The organism is Arcanobacterium phocae, assembly GCF_900105865.1.
GTDB lineage: Bacteria > Actinomycetota > Actinomycetes > Actinomycetales > Actinomycetaceae > Arcanobacterium > Arcanobacterium phocae.
Genome location: NZ_LT629804.1, coordinates 966692 through 981445 on the forward strand (window position 1 = coordinate 966692; position 14754 = coordinate 981445).

14 protein-coding genes are annotated in these 14754 nt (G+C 52.7%); all 14 read left to right on the plus strand.

What is annotated here, in order from left to right:
* Positions 1-60 precede the first annotated feature (60 nt).
* The 14 genes from rpoC to rpsC all read left to right on the plus strand — a co-directional run bounded on the left by rpoC (position 61) and on the right by rpsC (position 14754).
* Positions 61-4038 (plus strand): DNA-directed RNA polymerase subunit beta', encoded by a 3978-nt coding sequence (rpoC, locus tag BLT51_RS04175; RefSeq protein WP_091280244.1) that lies wholly within the window; start codon positions 61-63, stop codon positions 4036-4038.
* A gap of 81 nt (positions 4039-4119) precedes the next feature.
* Positions 4120-5478, plus strand: coding sequence for a PAS domain-containing protein (locus tag BLT51_RS04180; RefSeq protein ID WP_091280246.1), 1359 nt, complete (start codon positions 4120-4122; stop codon positions 5476-5478).
* Between the two features lie 292 nt (positions 5479-5770).
* A complete protein-coding gene (gene rpsL / locus BLT51_RS04185; RefSeq protein ID WP_013170586.1) occupies positions 5771-6145 on the plus strand; it encodes a 30S ribosomal protein S12 in 375 nt (124 codons plus the stop codon).
* Entirely contained in the window at positions 6145-6615 is a 471-nt protein-coding gene (rpsG, locus tag BLT51_RS04190) for a 30S ribosomal protein S7 (RefSeq protein WP_091280247.1), read from the plus strand. Before rpsL ends, rpsG begins: the two co-directional genes overlap by 1 nt.
* A 43-nt stretch (positions 6616-6658) precedes the next feature.
* Positions 6659-8779 (plus strand): elongation factor G, encoded by a 2121-nt coding sequence (gene fusA / locus BLT51_RS04195; RefSeq protein WP_091280249.1) that lies wholly within the window; start codon positions 6659-6661, stop codon positions 8777-8779.
* A gap of 125 nt (positions 8780-8904) precedes the next feature.
* Positions 8905-10095 carry an elongation factor Tu gene (tuf, locus tag BLT51_RS04200; RefSeq protein ID WP_091280250.1) on the plus strand — a complete coding sequence of 397 codons (1191 nt, stop codon included), beginning with the start codon at positions 8905-8907 and terminating at the stop codon, positions 10093-10095.
* Between the two features lie 322 nt (positions 10096-10417).
* Entirely contained in the window at positions 10418-10726 is a 309-nt protein-coding gene (gene rpsJ / locus BLT51_RS04205; protein WP_013170582.1) for a 30S ribosomal protein S10, read from the plus strand.
* 13 nt (positions 10727-10739) lie between these two features.
* On the plus strand, positions 10740-11408 hold the full coding sequence (rplC, locus tag BLT51_RS04210; RefSeq protein ID WP_091280252.1) for a 50S ribosomal protein L3: 669 nt from the start codon (positions 10740-10742) through the stop codon (positions 11406-11408).
* A 5-nt stretch (positions 11409-11413) separates the two neighbouring features.
* Entirely contained in the window at positions 11414-12061 is a 648-nt protein-coding gene (rplD, locus tag BLT51_RS04215; protein ID WP_091280254.1) for a 50S ribosomal protein L4, read from the plus strand.
* The gene (gene rplW / locus BLT51_RS04220; protein WP_091280255.1) at positions 12058-12372 is read left to right on the plus strand and encodes a 50S ribosomal protein L23; all 315 of its coding nucleotides are present in this window, start codon (positions 12058-12060) and stop codon (positions 12370-12372) included. The genes rplD and rplW overlap by 4 nt, the downstream gene beginning before the upstream one ends.
* 29 nt (positions 12373-12401) lie before the next feature.
* Positions 12402-13238, plus strand: coding sequence for a 50S ribosomal protein L2 (gene rplB, locus BLT51_RS04225; protein ID WP_091280257.1), 837 nt, complete (start codon positions 12402-12404; stop codon positions 13236-13238).
* A 17-nt stretch (positions 13239-13255) separates the two neighbouring features.
* Entirely contained in the window at positions 13256-13537 is a 282-nt protein-coding gene (rpsS, locus tag BLT51_RS04230; RefSeq protein WP_091280258.1) for a 30S ribosomal protein S19, read from the plus strand.
* A 27-nt stretch (positions 13538-13564) separates the two neighbouring features.
* Entirely contained in the window at positions 13565-13924 is a 360-nt protein-coding gene (gene rplV, locus BLT51_RS04235; protein WP_091280260.1) for a 50S ribosomal protein L22, read from the plus strand.
* 2 nt (positions 13925-13926) lie between these two features.
* Positions 13927-14754, plus strand: coding sequence for a 30S ribosomal protein S3 (gene rpsC, locus BLT51_RS04240; protein ID WP_091280263.1), 828 nt, complete (start codon positions 13927-13929; stop codon positions 14752-14754).

A 14754-nucleotide genomic window follows, 5' to 3' on the forward strand; every position in this document is an offset into this window, starting at 1 on the left:
CTGCTACTCACCTCGCCAAATGCCCTAAAATCGGCGTACTTACTTGAGGAAGTAGGAATCTTGCTCGACGTCAATCTTTTTGATCAGCTCCACATTTCGCTGGCCACGTCAGACGATGTGCGCAAGTGGAGCCATGGTACTGTCACTAAGCCAGAAACCATTAATTACCGTACGTTAAAGCCGGAAAAGGATGGTCTGTTCGGTGAACAGATCTTCGGTCCAACCCGTGACTGGGAATGCGCCTGTGGTAAATACAAGCGCCCACGTTACAAGGGCATCGTTTGTGAACGATGCGGTGTTGAAGTTACTCGTTCGAAGGTCCGCCGCGAGCGAATGGGACATATTGAGCTTGCCGCACCAGTGACGCACATCTGGTACTTCAAGGGTGTTCCATCACGTCTTGGTTATTTGCTGGATATCGCTCCAAAGGATCTCGAAAAAGTCATCTACTTTGCGGCCTATATGGTCACCGATGTCGATGCTGAGCGTCGTCATAATGACCTGCCAGCTCTGACTGCTGAATACGAGCTGGAGCGTTCCAATCTTGAAAAGGAACGTGATGCTGCAGTTGAGAAGCGTCTCAAGGCTGAAGAAGATGCACTTGCGGAAGCGGAGAAGAACGGCGAGGACGCAGCCGCACGCGCAAAGATTAAGCGTAACGCAGAAAGTGATGCTCGGCGTGTCCGTCGTGAGTACGACGACGATATTACCCGCCTTGAGGCTGTTTGGGATAAGTTTACCAAGCTCAAGGTCGGTGACCTTGAAGGCGATGAAGACGCATACCGCGAAATGGTTTTGCGTTGGGGGGACTACTTCCAGGCGTTCCGTGGGGCTGAAGCAATTCAGCGTCGCTTGCGCGATTTTGATTTGGAAGCTGAGCATGAAGCTCTGGTCGAACAGATCGAAACTGGCACTGCACAGCGTAAGACCCGTGCGCTCAAGCGCATCAAGGTTGTCAACGCATTCTTGCATTCTGGTACGAAGCCAGAAGCTATGGTGCTCGACGCTCTTCCGGTTATCCCACCGGATCTGCGCCCAATGGTACAACTTGATGGTGGCCGTTTTGCAACCTCAGATTTGAACGATCTCTACCGTCGTGTGATCAATCGTAACAACCGCTTGCAGCGCATGATTGATCTCAATGCTCCAGAGATTATGGTCAATAACGAAAAGCGCATGCTTCAGGAAGCTGTTGATGCGTTGTTCGATAATGGTCGTCGTGGTCGCCCAGTTCAGGGCGCTGGCAACCGTCCATTGAAGTCAATTTCGGACATGCTCAAGGGTAAGCAGGGACGTTTCCGTCAGAACTTGCTTGGTAAGCGTGTTGACTACTCTGGCCGCTCCGTTATCGTCGTCGGACCAACCCTCAAGCTTCACCAATGTGGTTTGCCCAAGACGATGGCATTGGAACTCTTCAAGCCGTTCGTGCAAAAGCGTCTCGTTGATCTTGAATTGGCAAAGAATATCAAGGCAGCAAAGCGACTGATCGAGCGTCAGCGCGACGAAGTTTTCGACGTTCTCGAAGAAGTTATTCGTGAGCATCCGGTACTTCTTAACCGCGCACCAACTCTGCACCGGTTAGGTATCCAGGCATTCGAGCCACAACTGATCGAAGGAAAAGCTATTCGCTTGCACCCACTCGTGTGTTCTGCGTTCAACGCTGACTTCGACGGCGATCAGATGGCAGTACACTTGCCACTATCTGTGGAAGCTCAGGCCGAAGCTCGTATCTTGATGCTTTCTGCTAATAACATCCTCAAGCCGTCCGACGGTCGCCCAGTGACCGTTCCGGCACAGGACATGATTATTGGCCTTTATCACTTGACTGTGGTCCGGGACGGCGGTGACGGCGAAGATCGTTACTTCTCCTCGGTAGCTGAAGCACAGATGGCGTTTGATCTGGGACAGTTGGATCTGAACTCCAAGATTCATTTGCGGTTCCCGGCAAACGACATCGTTCCACCTCGGGATTGGGAAGCTCCGGCCAGCTATGAAGAGGGCGATCCGATCATCCTTGAAACCACCCTTGGTCGTGCTATCTTCAATGAAGCTCTGCCAACAACCTTCCCGTTCATCAATAAAGTTGTGGGCAAGAAGGTTTTGGGTGCGATCATTAACGAGCTGGCTGAGCGTTACCCGAAGGTCGACGTCGGTGCTTCACTTGATGCGTTGAAGTCAACTGGTTTCTACTGGGGTGGACGTTCTGGTGTCACCATTGCGGTTTCCGACGTTATTCCACCGCAAACCAAGAAGGATATTTTGGCTGCTGCAGAAAAGCGGGCAGCTAAGATCGAAATGGATTTCCAAGAAGGTAACATTCGTGACGAAGACCGCCGTAAGGACCTCGTTGCGCTGTGGACCGAAGTAACCGACCAGGTTGCTGAGGAAATGCGTAAGAACTTCGATGAATGGAACAACGTGAACATCATGGTTACCTCGGGTGCTCGTGGTAACTGGATGCAGATTCGCCAGGTTGCTGGTATGCGTGGTCTTGTGGCAGATCCAAAGGGCGAAATTATTCCTCGCCCAATCACGTCTAACTACCGTGAAGGTCTATCCGCCCTTGAGTACTTCACCGCAACACACGGTGCTCGTAAGGGTCTAGCAGATACCGCGTTGCGTACTGCTGAGTCGGGATACCTGACTCGTCGTCTGGTTGACGTGGCACAGGACGTTATCGTGCGCGAACATGACTGTGGTACTTCACGCGGCTTGACGAAGTTCATCGTCGCAGTTGATAAAGAGGGCAATGAATTACGCGAAGTCGTAGTTAATGGCGTGCCAACAACTGTGTCTGAGAAGGAAGTGTCTCAAGAGCAGTGGGAATCCGGTAAGATTCTTCCAAACGAAGAAATCGATACTTCGGTTTACGCTCGTACCTTGGCTAAGGACGTTCTTGATGAAGCAGGAAACGTTCTTGTTGTAGCTGGAACAGACATGGGCGACGTCGCACTGGAGACACTCCTTAACGCCGGTATCAAGCAGATTTCGGTCCGCTCGGTGCTTACCTGTAACTCTCGCGTCGGCACGTGTGCAATGTGCTACGGCCGTTCGCTTGCAACCGGCAAGTTGGTAGACATTGGCGAAGCTGTTGGTATCGTTTCGGCTCAGTCGATTGGCGAACCTGGTACCCAGCTGACAATGCGTACTTTCCACACCGGTGGTGCTGCTTCGGCAGAAGACATTACACAGGGTCTGCCACGTGTCCAGGAATTGTTTGAAGCACGTACACCAAAGGGTGAAGCTCCGCTAGCAGAAGCTGCTGGAAAGCTGGAAATCGAGGACCTTGAGCGCTCTCGCCGGTTGATCATCAAGCGTGACGATGGCGATGAAGACTTGGTTTACCTCGTTGGCAAGCGCGCAAAGCTACTTGTTCCTGAAGGGACACATGTAACTGTTGGTCAGCAGCTTGTTGAAGGCTTGATTGATCCAAAGAAGGTTTTGCGAATCTCGGGACGTCGTACCACTCAGTTGCATCTTGTTTCTGAGGTTCAGCACGTTTACCGTTCCCAGGGTGTTGAGATCCACGATAAGCATATCGAAGTGATTGTACGCCAGATGTTGCGTCGTGTTACAGTTCTTGACTCTGGTGATACTCGTTTGCTCCCAGGTGAGCTTGTTGACGTCGCTGTATTTGAGAACGCTAACCGAGCAGTTTTGGCTGAAGGCGGTCGCCCAGCATCTGGTCGTCCAGAACTGATGGGTATTACAAAGGCTTCGTTGGCTACCGACTCGTGGCTATCTGCTGCTTCTTTCCAGGAGACGACGAAGGTTTTGACTGAGGCTGCCCTCAATTCGAAGTCTGATCCACTCGCTGGTCTGAAGGAAAACGTCATCCTCGGTAAGCTCATTCCAGCGGGTACTGGCTTGGAGACGCTACGTAAGTTGCGTGTTGAGCCGACCGATGAGGCTCGCGCCGAATATGAGCAGCTCAATTCTTTCATGGGAGCCGGAATGGAATCATTTGATGATTTCTACAGTTATGGTTCTTTTGATGATTACGATGCATCTGGTTACGGATACGGTTCTAATTTCTGATCTATCCCATAATGATGCGATAATAGGGAAGCGGTGGTAATTCACTACCGCTTCCCTTTTATTAATCAGAGGAATTTTGGCATGGTAGAACCTACTGGTGCACTGCACGTTGTTCCGGTTAATGAATTATTTTTTTCAACCACAGATGACAAGGGTGTAATTGACTTGTCAAATAGTGTGTTTACGAGAATGTCGCGGTATTCTCGAGAGCAGCTTAATGGTGCTCCGCATAATATTATTCGGCATCCGGATATGCCCGGTGCAGCGTTTAAGGTCATGTGGGATACGCTGCAGGCAGGGGAACCATTCGCGGCCTATGTTCGGAATATGGCTGCCGACGGATCGGAATATCGGGTATTCGCTACGATCACGCCACTTCCTTCTGGAGGATATCTCTCAGTTCGGTCTAAGCCATGCGATGAGCAATTATATTCGACTGCTAGTGATATTTATGCTGTCGTGCGTAAAGCAGAGCGCGAAGCGTTAGCTACAGGGAAGAACCGACGTGTTGCTGCTGAGCTGGGCGTAGGAGTACTTGTGGCAACGTTGGCAGGAGCTGGAATTAGCGCTTATGAGGATTTCCAAAATGCCGCACTGGTGTCAGAAGTTTCGTTACGCGAGGCGCAAACTGGAGGGTTTCCTTCTCGACAAGGGGATGACGTTCTCGTTCCAGTGTTAGAACAGGCGTGTAGTGTCTACGAGCAGTTCAGTGAGTGGATGACGAAGCAGGTTGTTCTGTCCGAGATGGCGGAGAATATTGCTAAAACTGTGACGCGTGTGGCTGAAGATATGGCCTTCATGGCTGAAGTGGGACAAAAGTTTACCTTCTATGGCGCAGATCGGCCAGAGCTTGCCTCGTTGACTATGCCGTTGACGGTATGGGTCCAGATGCAGGGCATCGTTAAGGGCTACATGGATTCTCTGTCTGAAAAATTGGGTGAGTTAACGAAAAATGTTTCACGAACCCAATTCCGTATTGCTTTGAGCCGTTTACATATTTTTATGTACGGTCAGTTTGTCGCGGAAATACTAGATTCTGACGTTGCAAACCATGATGAGCAGTTCCGTGCGCTTGTTATGTTAGGCGATGTGCTTAAAGAGGACATTGTAACCTTGCGTGAACAAACGCGCCGGACGACCGCGTATATGCATGCTGCCCGTGACTACGTGCGGCAAGTAGCGGAAGCAGTGGCAATTCCACGGCAGCTACTCAGCTTGTGGGAAACGACGGCATCGATGACGGTGACTGATAGCTTTGGATCTGAGCTTGCTGCTACGGTTGCAGGAGCTAAAGCACGTACCAGTAGCTCATTGCGTAAGCTAGAGCAGTTCGGTGATAGTCTTGAAAAGACAGATGAGTTGAACACAGATTATTCTCAAATGGAGTCATTGTTAGGTGATATGTGTGATATTGTTAACTCACATGTAGGAAATGCGTAAGTAATTTCGATTCTAACGCGCTGTGTGCCTATTGCCACTAAGAAATTTCGCTCCAGTCTTTGACTGTTACAGTGCGGATTAGTTAGTCTTAAGAGCGGTGCCCGTTCCATGCGTATGACGTTGCCAGTTCGGAAGACCGTTTGCTTTTACGTAAAAGCCCGTCTCCACACGGTCGGTATTTTGAATGTGCATACGTATGGACGTTAGGAAAGAACGGTGTCTTTCCGACCGCAGGTTCGAAAAAGGCGAGCAGGCGGGCAGTTCGACTATTGACATATCAACAGGAGAAATAGTGCCAACTATTCAGCAGCTGGTCCGTAAGGGCCGCTCCAGCAAGGCGAGTTCATCCAACACGCCGGCGCTGAAGGCTAGCCCGCAGCGTCGTGGCGTGTGCACCCGTGTGTACACCACAACCCCAAAGAAGCCTAACTCGGCTCTTCGTAAGGTTGCTCGTGTCCGTCTATCATCCGGTATCGAAGTTACCGCTTACATTCCGGGCGAAGGTCACAACCTCCAGGAGCATTCAATCGTGCTCGTTCGCGGTGGTCGTGTAAAGGACCTTCCAGGTGTGCGTTACCACATCGTTCGCGGTGCGCTTGATACCCAGGGTGTCAAGTCCCGTAACCAGGGTCGTTCCAAGTACGGTGCGAAGAAGGAGAAGAAGTAATGCCACGTAAGGGTCCAGCGCGCAAGCGCCCACTCATTGCTGATCCGGTTCACGGCTCAACCGTCGTTACCCAGCTCATCAACCGCGTCCTTCTCGACGGCAAAAAGTCCACTGCAGAGCGTATCGTTTATGGCGCACTCGAAGCAGTTGGAGAAAAGACAGGTCAAGAGCCACTCGCTGTTCTTAAGCGCGCTCTAGACAATATTCGTCCCCAGCTTGAAGTGCGTTCCCGCCGCGTCGGTGGCGCAACATATCAGGTGCCGGTTGAGGTTAAGCCAGGCCGCGCTAATACTCTTGCACTTCGCTGGCTCGTTGATTTCTCTCGTGGACGCCGTGAGCACACCATGCTCGAGCGTTTGCAGAACGAAATTATGGACGCCGCGAATGGCCTCGGTGCTGCTGTAAAGCGTCGCGAGGACATGCACAAGATGGCCGAAGCGAACCGCGCATTTGCGCATTACCGCTGGTAAAACGACGTCGGGCATTTGCTCGGCATGATCAGGAAAGAGATCCATGGCACACGAAGTGCTTACCGACCTTAAAAAGGTCCGTAACATCGGAATTATGGCGCACATTGACGCGGGTAAAACCACTGTCACTGAGCGTATCCTCTTCTACACCGGTATTAACTACAAGCTCGGTGAAACACATGATGGCGCATCCACAACTGACTGGATGGAGCAGGAAAAAGAGCGCGGTATTACAATTACCTCCGCTGCTGTTACCTCCTTCTGGAAGGGCCATCAGATCAACATCATTGACACCCCTGGACACGTTGACTTCACCGTTGAGGTGGAGCGTTCACTCCGTGTTCTCGACGGTGCAGTCGCTGTCTTCGACGGTAAAGAAGGTGTTGAGCCACAGTCTGAAACCGTTTGGCGTCAGGCTGACAAGTACAACGTTCCACGTATCTGCTTCATCAACAAGATGGATAAGATGGGTGCGGATTTCTACTTCTCCGTCCAGACTCTAAAGGATCGTCTCCACGCCACCCCGATTATCATGGAACTGCCGATTGGTGCAGAGTCTGATATCGCGGGTGTTGTCGATCTTCTTAACATGAAAGCATTGCGCTTCCCAGAGAAGGACGATAAGGGCAACGCTACTATGGGTAGCCTTGTTGTGGAAGAAGAGATTCCGGCAGACCTCCTCGAGAAAGCTGAAGAATATCGTTCTGCGCTTGTCGAGCAGGTTGCCGAGAACGACGAAGATCTTCTTGACAAGTACCTCGGCGGCGAAGAACCAACCATTGACGAGCTCAAGGTCGTCATTCGTCGCATGACGATTGCTGGCGAAGGTTTCCCAGTTTACTGCGGTTCGGCATACAAGAATATTGGCATCCAGCCAGTTCTTGACGCTGTTGTTGACTTCCTTCCATCTCCACTTGACGTGGGCGAGGTTAAGGGTGTTGACCCACGTGACGAAGAAGTTGAACTTGTTCGTCAGCCAGATGAGAAGGAACCATTCGCCGCTCTTGCATTCAAGATTGCAGTTCACCCATTCTTCGGTCGTCTCACCTATGTCCGCGTCTACTCTGGAAAGATGGATGCCGGTTCGCAGGTTCTGAATGCAACCAAGGGTAAGAAGGAGCGTATTGGAAAGATTTTCCAGATGCACTCCAATAAGGAAAACCCGGTAGATACTGCTCACGCAGGCCACATCTACGCAGTAATCGGTCTTAAAGACACCACCACTGGTGATTCCTTGACAGATCTCAACCACCCAATTTCGCTTGAATCGATGACGTTCCCGGAGCCAGTGATCCACGTCGCCGTCGAGCCAAAGTCGAAAGCGGATCAGGAAAAGCTTGGTATCGCTATCCAGAAGCTTGCAGAAGAGGACCCAACCTTTACTGTTCGCTTGGATGAAGAGTCCGGCCAGACCGTTATCGGTGGTATGGGAGAACTTCACCTTGACATCATTATCGATCGTATGCGTCGTGAGTTCAAGGTTGAGGCTAATGTTGGTGCACCAATGGTTGCTTATCGTGAGACGATTCGTGCTACGGCAAAGTCCATTGATTATACCCACAAGAAGCAGACCGGTGGTTCCGGTCAGTTCGCTAAGGTTATTGTTACCTTCGAGCCTCTTGAGGAAAACGAAGAGGGCAAGACTTACGAGTTTGTTGACGCTGTGACCGGTGGCCGCGTGCCACGCGAGTACATTCCGTCCGTTGATGCTGGTATTCAGGCTGCTATGGAAAACGGTGTTCTCGCCGGCTTCCCAATGGTGAACGTGAAGGCCACACTTGAAGACGGTGCGTACCACGACGTCGACTCCTCCGAAATGGCGTTCAAGATCGCTGGTCAGATGGTGTTCCGCGAAGGCGCTAAGCGCGCTAAGCCAGTCATCCTCGAACCAGTGATGGACGTGGAGGTTCGTACTCCAGAAGAGTACATGGGAGATGTCATCGGCGATCTCAACTCTCGCCGTGGTCTGATCTCCTCGATGGAGGACGCGACTGGTGTCAAGATCGTTCGCGCTCTCGTCCCGCTTTCCGAAATGTTCGGATACATTGGTGACTTGCGTTCAAAGACGCAGGGTCGCGCGGTGTACTCCATGCAGTTCGCGAAGTACCAGGAAGTCCCGAAGGCTGTTGCCGACGAGATCATCCAGAAGACCCGTGGCGAGTGAGCCAGCAGGTCTGATTTTCAATTAATCCAATCGACCAGTAGGATCTCTTTAGTCACGGTTTGGTGCTTAGCGCACAAAACTTATAAACTGAAGACCAAATAACATCGAGTCCCAGGAGGGCGAAAGTGGCAAAGGCCAAGTACGACAAGTCCAAGCCGCATATGAACATCGGCACCATCGGTCACGTTGATCACGGAAAGACGACGACGACCGCTGCGATTACCAAGGTTCTAGCGGAAAAGTACCCAGAACTGAACGAGTTCACCCCGTTCGACCAGGTTGACAATGCTCCAGAAGAGCGTCAGCGTGGTATTACCATCAACGTTTCCCACGTTGAATACCAGACCGAAAAGCGTCACTACGCACACGTTGACGCCCCAGGCCACGCCGATTACATCAAGAACATGATTACCGGTGCTGCACAGATGGACGGCGCAATTCTCGTTGTCGCCGCCACCGACGGCCCAATGGCGCAGACCCGCGAGCACGTTCTTCTTGCTCGCCAGGTTGGCGTTCCACAGATCATCGTTGCCCTTAACAAGGCTGACATGGTCGACGATGAGGAAATCCTCGAGCTCGTCGAAATGGAAGTTCGCGAACTTCTTTCCTCCCAGGATTACCCGGGCGACGATCTCCCAATCGTCAAGATCTCCGCTCTCAAGGCGCTTGAAGGCGACGCTGAGTGGTCCAAGTCCATCGAAGAGCTCATGGAAGCAGTCGATACCTACTTCGACGATCCAGTACGTGACCTTGACAAGCCATTCCTCATGCCAATCGAGGACGTCTTCACGATTACCGGTCGTGGAACCGTTGTCACCGGCCGTGCAGAGCGTGGCGTTCTCAAGCTCAACGAGGAAGTCGAAATCCTCGGTATCCGCGCCCCACAGAAGACCACTGTTACTGGAATCGAAATGTTCCACAAGCAGATGGACTACGCTGAGGCCGGCGAGAACTGTGGTCTCTTGCTTCGTGGTACCAAGCGTGAAGAAGTTGAGCGTGGACAGGTTGTTGCCAAGCCGGGCACCATCACGCCACACACCAACTTCGAAGCTCAGGTCTACGTACTCGGCAAGGATGAAGGTGGACGTCACAACCCATTCTTCTCCAACTACCGCCCACAGTTCTACTTCCGTACCACTGACGTCACCGGCGTGATCACCCTTCCAGAGGGCACCGAAATGGTTATGCCAGGCGACAACACCGACATGTCGGTTGAGCTTATCCAGCCAATCGCTATGGAAGAGGGCCTCGGCTTCGCTATCCGCGAGGGTGGCCGTACCGTTGGTTCAGGTCGAGTCACCAAGATCATCAAGTGATGATGCTTAGGTAGATACTTACCGAAGTGGGGTTCTGCAAACGCAGGGCCCCACTTTTCTATTCATTTTAAAATCTACGTAGCAATGTGGAATGAGACACCAAGAGCTGCCATAACTTGAGGAGTGGAGCATTTATTTGCAATACTTATCAAGTTGTCTGGTTGTAACTAGACGTAGAACTTGGCCGAGGTACAAAAGTATTTCGGTACATAAGGCCGGTTCGCTGAAAATCTCATAGGGCTTGACGTTGTTGATTGCTTGACCGCGACACGCCCGACTGCGGGTTTCAGTGTTCCGCGGTAGAAGAGAGGGAGACGACGCCATGGCGGGACAAAAGATCCGCATCCGTCTGAAGTCTTATGACCATGAGGTCATCGACAACGCAGCGAAAAAGCTCGTCGACGAAGTTACCCGTACAGGAGCGTCGGTCGTGGGCCCAGTGCCGTTGCCGACCGAGAAGAACGTTTTCACGGTCATTCGCTCGCCCCACAAGTACAAGGACAGTCGCGAACACTTCGAAATGCGTACGCATAAGCGACTGATCGACATTGTCGATCCGACTCTGAAGACCATTGACACGCTCCGCCGTCTGGATCTTCCAGCCGACGTAAGCGTCGAGATCAAGCTCTGAGGTAACGCATAAAATGACCAAGAACATCACTACTGCTAAAGTAGCGCCAGTTAAGGCCCTGCTTGGCACCAAGCTCGGCATGACCCAGGTCTGGGATGAGAATGCAAACCTTATTCCAGTGACTGTCGTTCGTGTTGGTAAGAACGTTGTTACTCAGGTTCGTACACCTGAAATCGATGGCTATTCAGCTGTCCAGATTGCTTCTGGCGAGTTGAAAGCTAAGAACGTGACCAAGCCGCTCAAGGGACACTTTGAGAAGGCTGGCGTTGAGCCACGTCGTCACGTTGCAGAAATCCGTACTGTTGATGCGCAAGAGTATTCCTTGGGTCAAGAAATTGGCGTGGAAACTTTTGAAGCTGGCCAGACAATCGATGTTATCGGTAAGTCTAAAGGCAAGGGCTTCGCTGGTGTTATGAAGCGTCATGGCTTCGCTGGCGTGTCCGCTTCCCACGGTGCTCACCGTAACCACCGTAAGCCAGGCTCGATCGGCGCATGTTCCACCCCATCCCGCGTTTTCCGCGGTATGCGTATGGCTGGTCGCATGGGTAACGCTCGCGTCACAGTGCAAAATTTGACCATTCACGCCATTGATACCGAGAACGATTTGATTCTCGTATCTGGCGCTATCCCGGGTAACAAGGGTGGCGTCGTCGTGATCCGTACTGCCGTGAAGGGAGCCTGATCTAAATGGCAGACCTCAAGGTTGACATCCTCGACACCACAGGCGCTAAGGCCGGTTCGGTGACTCTCCCAGCAGAGTCATTCGATCTCGAGATTAACATTCCACTCATCCACCAGGTTGTTGTCGCTCAGCTTGCTGCTGCACGTCAGGGCACACATAAGACCAAGACCCGCGGTGAAGTCCGTGGTGGTGGTGTGAAGCCATTCAAACAGAAGGGTACTGGTCGCGCTCGCCAGGGTTCGATTCGTGCTCCTCACTTTACTGGTGGTGGAACCGTTCATGGCCCACAGCCACGCGATTACTCGCAGCGCACCCCAAAGAAGATGATTGCTGCTGCACTCCGTCAGTCTCTGTCTGACCGTGCACGTAACGGTCGTATTCACGTCGTTACCAGCATCGTTGAGTCCGCAACTCCATCAACGAAAGCTGCTCTCAACCTGGTTAACAAGGTTGTTGAAGATCGTAGCGCACTCGTTGTGCTAGAGCGCAACGATGAGACTTCGGTTCTCTCGCTACGTAACCTTCCAGAAGCACACACCATCTACGTTGATCAGCTCAACGCTTACGATGTGCTCGTTGCCGACGATGTCATCTTCACCCAAGCCGCTCTTGACACCTTCACCGGTGCACACAGCAAGGAGGAGACGAAGTGACTCAGTACGCAGCGTTCCACAACAAGGATCCGCGTGACGTCATTCTTGCCCCAGTAGCAACTGAAAAGTCAGCTCGTGGCGAGGATGAAGGAAAGTACACCTTCTTGGTGCACCCATCCGCGAACAAGACGGAAATCAAGATCGCCATCGAGAAAATCTTTGGTGTCAAGGTTGAGTCCGTGAATACTCAGAATCGTGCAGGCAAGACTCGCCGCACTCGCAACGGCATCGGCCGTCGCAAGGCAACCAAGCGAGCCATTGTCACCCTCCGTGAGGGCACGATCGACATCTACGGCGAGATCGTCGGCTAACGCCGGCAGGATATTGAGGATAAGAACTCATGGGAATTCGTAAGTACAAGCCGACGACACCAGGTCGTCGCGGTGCGAGCGTCGCCGACTTCGCTGAGATCACCCGATCGACGCCGGAGAAGTCGCTCCTGCGCCCGCTCTCTAAGACTGGTGGCCGCAACAATGCCGGCCGCATCACCACTCGCCACAAGGGCGGTGGACATAAGCGCCAGTATCGCGTGATTGACTTCCGTCGTCACGACAAGGACGGCATTCCAGCCCGTGTTGCTCACATTGAGTATGATCCGAACCGTACCGCTCGTATCGCTCTCCTACACTACGTAGACGGCGAAAAGCGTTACATTTTGGCTCCGGTTAATCTCAAGCAAGGCATGATGGTTGAGAACGGTCCGTCTGCTGACATCAAGCCAGGCAACAACTTGCCACTTCGTAACATTCCAGTTGGTACCGTGATCCACGCTGTGGAGTTACGTCCCGGCGGCGGAGCAAAGATTGCCCGCTCTGCTGGAACATCGGTTCAGCTCGTTGCTAAGGAAGGCAAGTACGCCCAGCTGCGTATGCCATCTGGTGAAATTCGTAACGTCGACGCGCGCTGCCGTGCAACTGTTGGCGAAGTTGGCAATGCTGAGCAATCCAATGTCAATTGGGGTAAAGCTGGCCGCATGCGGTGGAAGGGCGTTCGCCCAACTGTCCGTGGTGTTGTCATGAACCCGGTTGACCACCCACATGGTGGTGGTGAAGGTAAGACCTCTGGTGGTCGTCACCCAGTCTCACCATGGGGCAAGAAGGAAGGCCGTACACGCCACCCCAACAAGCCCAGCGACAAGCTCATTGTGCGCCGTCGCAAGACTGGCAAGAAGCGCTAATCAGGAGGATATGAGCAATGCCGCGTAGTTTGAAAAAGGGCCCGTTCGTTGACGAACACCTTATGAAAAAGGTTGACGATCAGAACGAAAAGGGTACCAAGAACGTTATCAAGACCTGGTCCCGTCGGTCGGTTATTACCCCCGACTTCCTAGGTCACACCTTTGCAGTCCACGACGGCCGCAAGCATGTTCCGGTGTTCGTCACCGAATCCATGGTCGGCCACAAGCTCGGCGAATTCGCTCCTACTCGTACTTTCCGTAGTCACGAGAAGGACGACCGCAAGGGCCGCCGCCGCTAAGGCAGCGCGAGAGAGTTAGGCAGGATTATGGAAGCTAAGGCACAGGCACGTTATGTACGTGTAACGCCGCAGAAGGCACGTCGCGTGATCAACGAGATTCGTGGTATGCGTGCACTCGCAGCGGTCGACCTACTGAAGTTCGCACCACAAGCAATCGCTACTGATGTCAAGAAGATTCTTGAGTCGGCAATGGCAAATGCACGTTATGCTGCTGAACAAACAAATGAGCGTTTTGATGATGCTGATTTGATTGTTACCGCCGCATACGTTGATGAAGGTCCTACGATGAAGCGCATTCAACCACGCGCTCAGGGCCGTGCGAACCGTATTTTGAAGCGAACAAGCCACATCACCGTTATCGTCGGTGACGAGAAGAAGGGAGCCTGATTGTGGGACAGAAAGTAAACCCGACCGGTTTCCGTCTCGGTATCACCACCGAACATCGGTCGAAGTGGTTCGCTGACTCCACCAAGGAAGGTCAGCGCTACCGCGATTACATTGAAGAAGACATCAAGATTCGTCGCAAGGTAGAAAACGATCTTGAACGCGCGGGTATTTCCCGTGTGAACATCGAGCGTCGTACTGAGCGCGTCGTCATTGACATTCACACTGCTCGTCCGGGCATTGTTATTGGTCGCCGTGGCGCCGAAGCTGATCGTCTTCGCCAGGACCTCGAGAAGCTGACTGGCAAGGCCGTTCAGCTCAACATTCTCGAAGTCAAGAACCCAGAAGCTGATGCACAGCTTGTCGCTCAGGGTATTGCTGAGCAGCTAGCAGCACGCGTCTCTTTCCGTCGCGCTATGCGTAAGGGCATTCAGTCCGCACAGCGTGCAGGCGCTAAGGGTATCCGTGTTCAGTGCTCAGGTCGTCTTGGCGGCGCCGAAATGTCGCGGGCAGAATTCTACCGTGAAGGTCGAGTTCCACTGCACACCTTGCGCGCCAACATCGACTACGGTTTCTACGAGGCACGCACCACCTTCGGTCGCATTGGCGTGAAGGTATGGATTTACCGCGGTGACGTCACCGACGCCGAATACTACCGTTCACTTGCTGAAGCCCCACGTGGTCGTGGTGGACGTGGTGGCGAACGTCGTGGTCGTCGTGGCGATCGTCCAAACCGTGGTGCACGTTCGAACCAGTCTGCTGAGCAGAAGGCTGCTCCAGCAACTGAAGCTCCGGCAACTGAGCCGGCAAAGACCCAGGAAACGGAGGCCTGA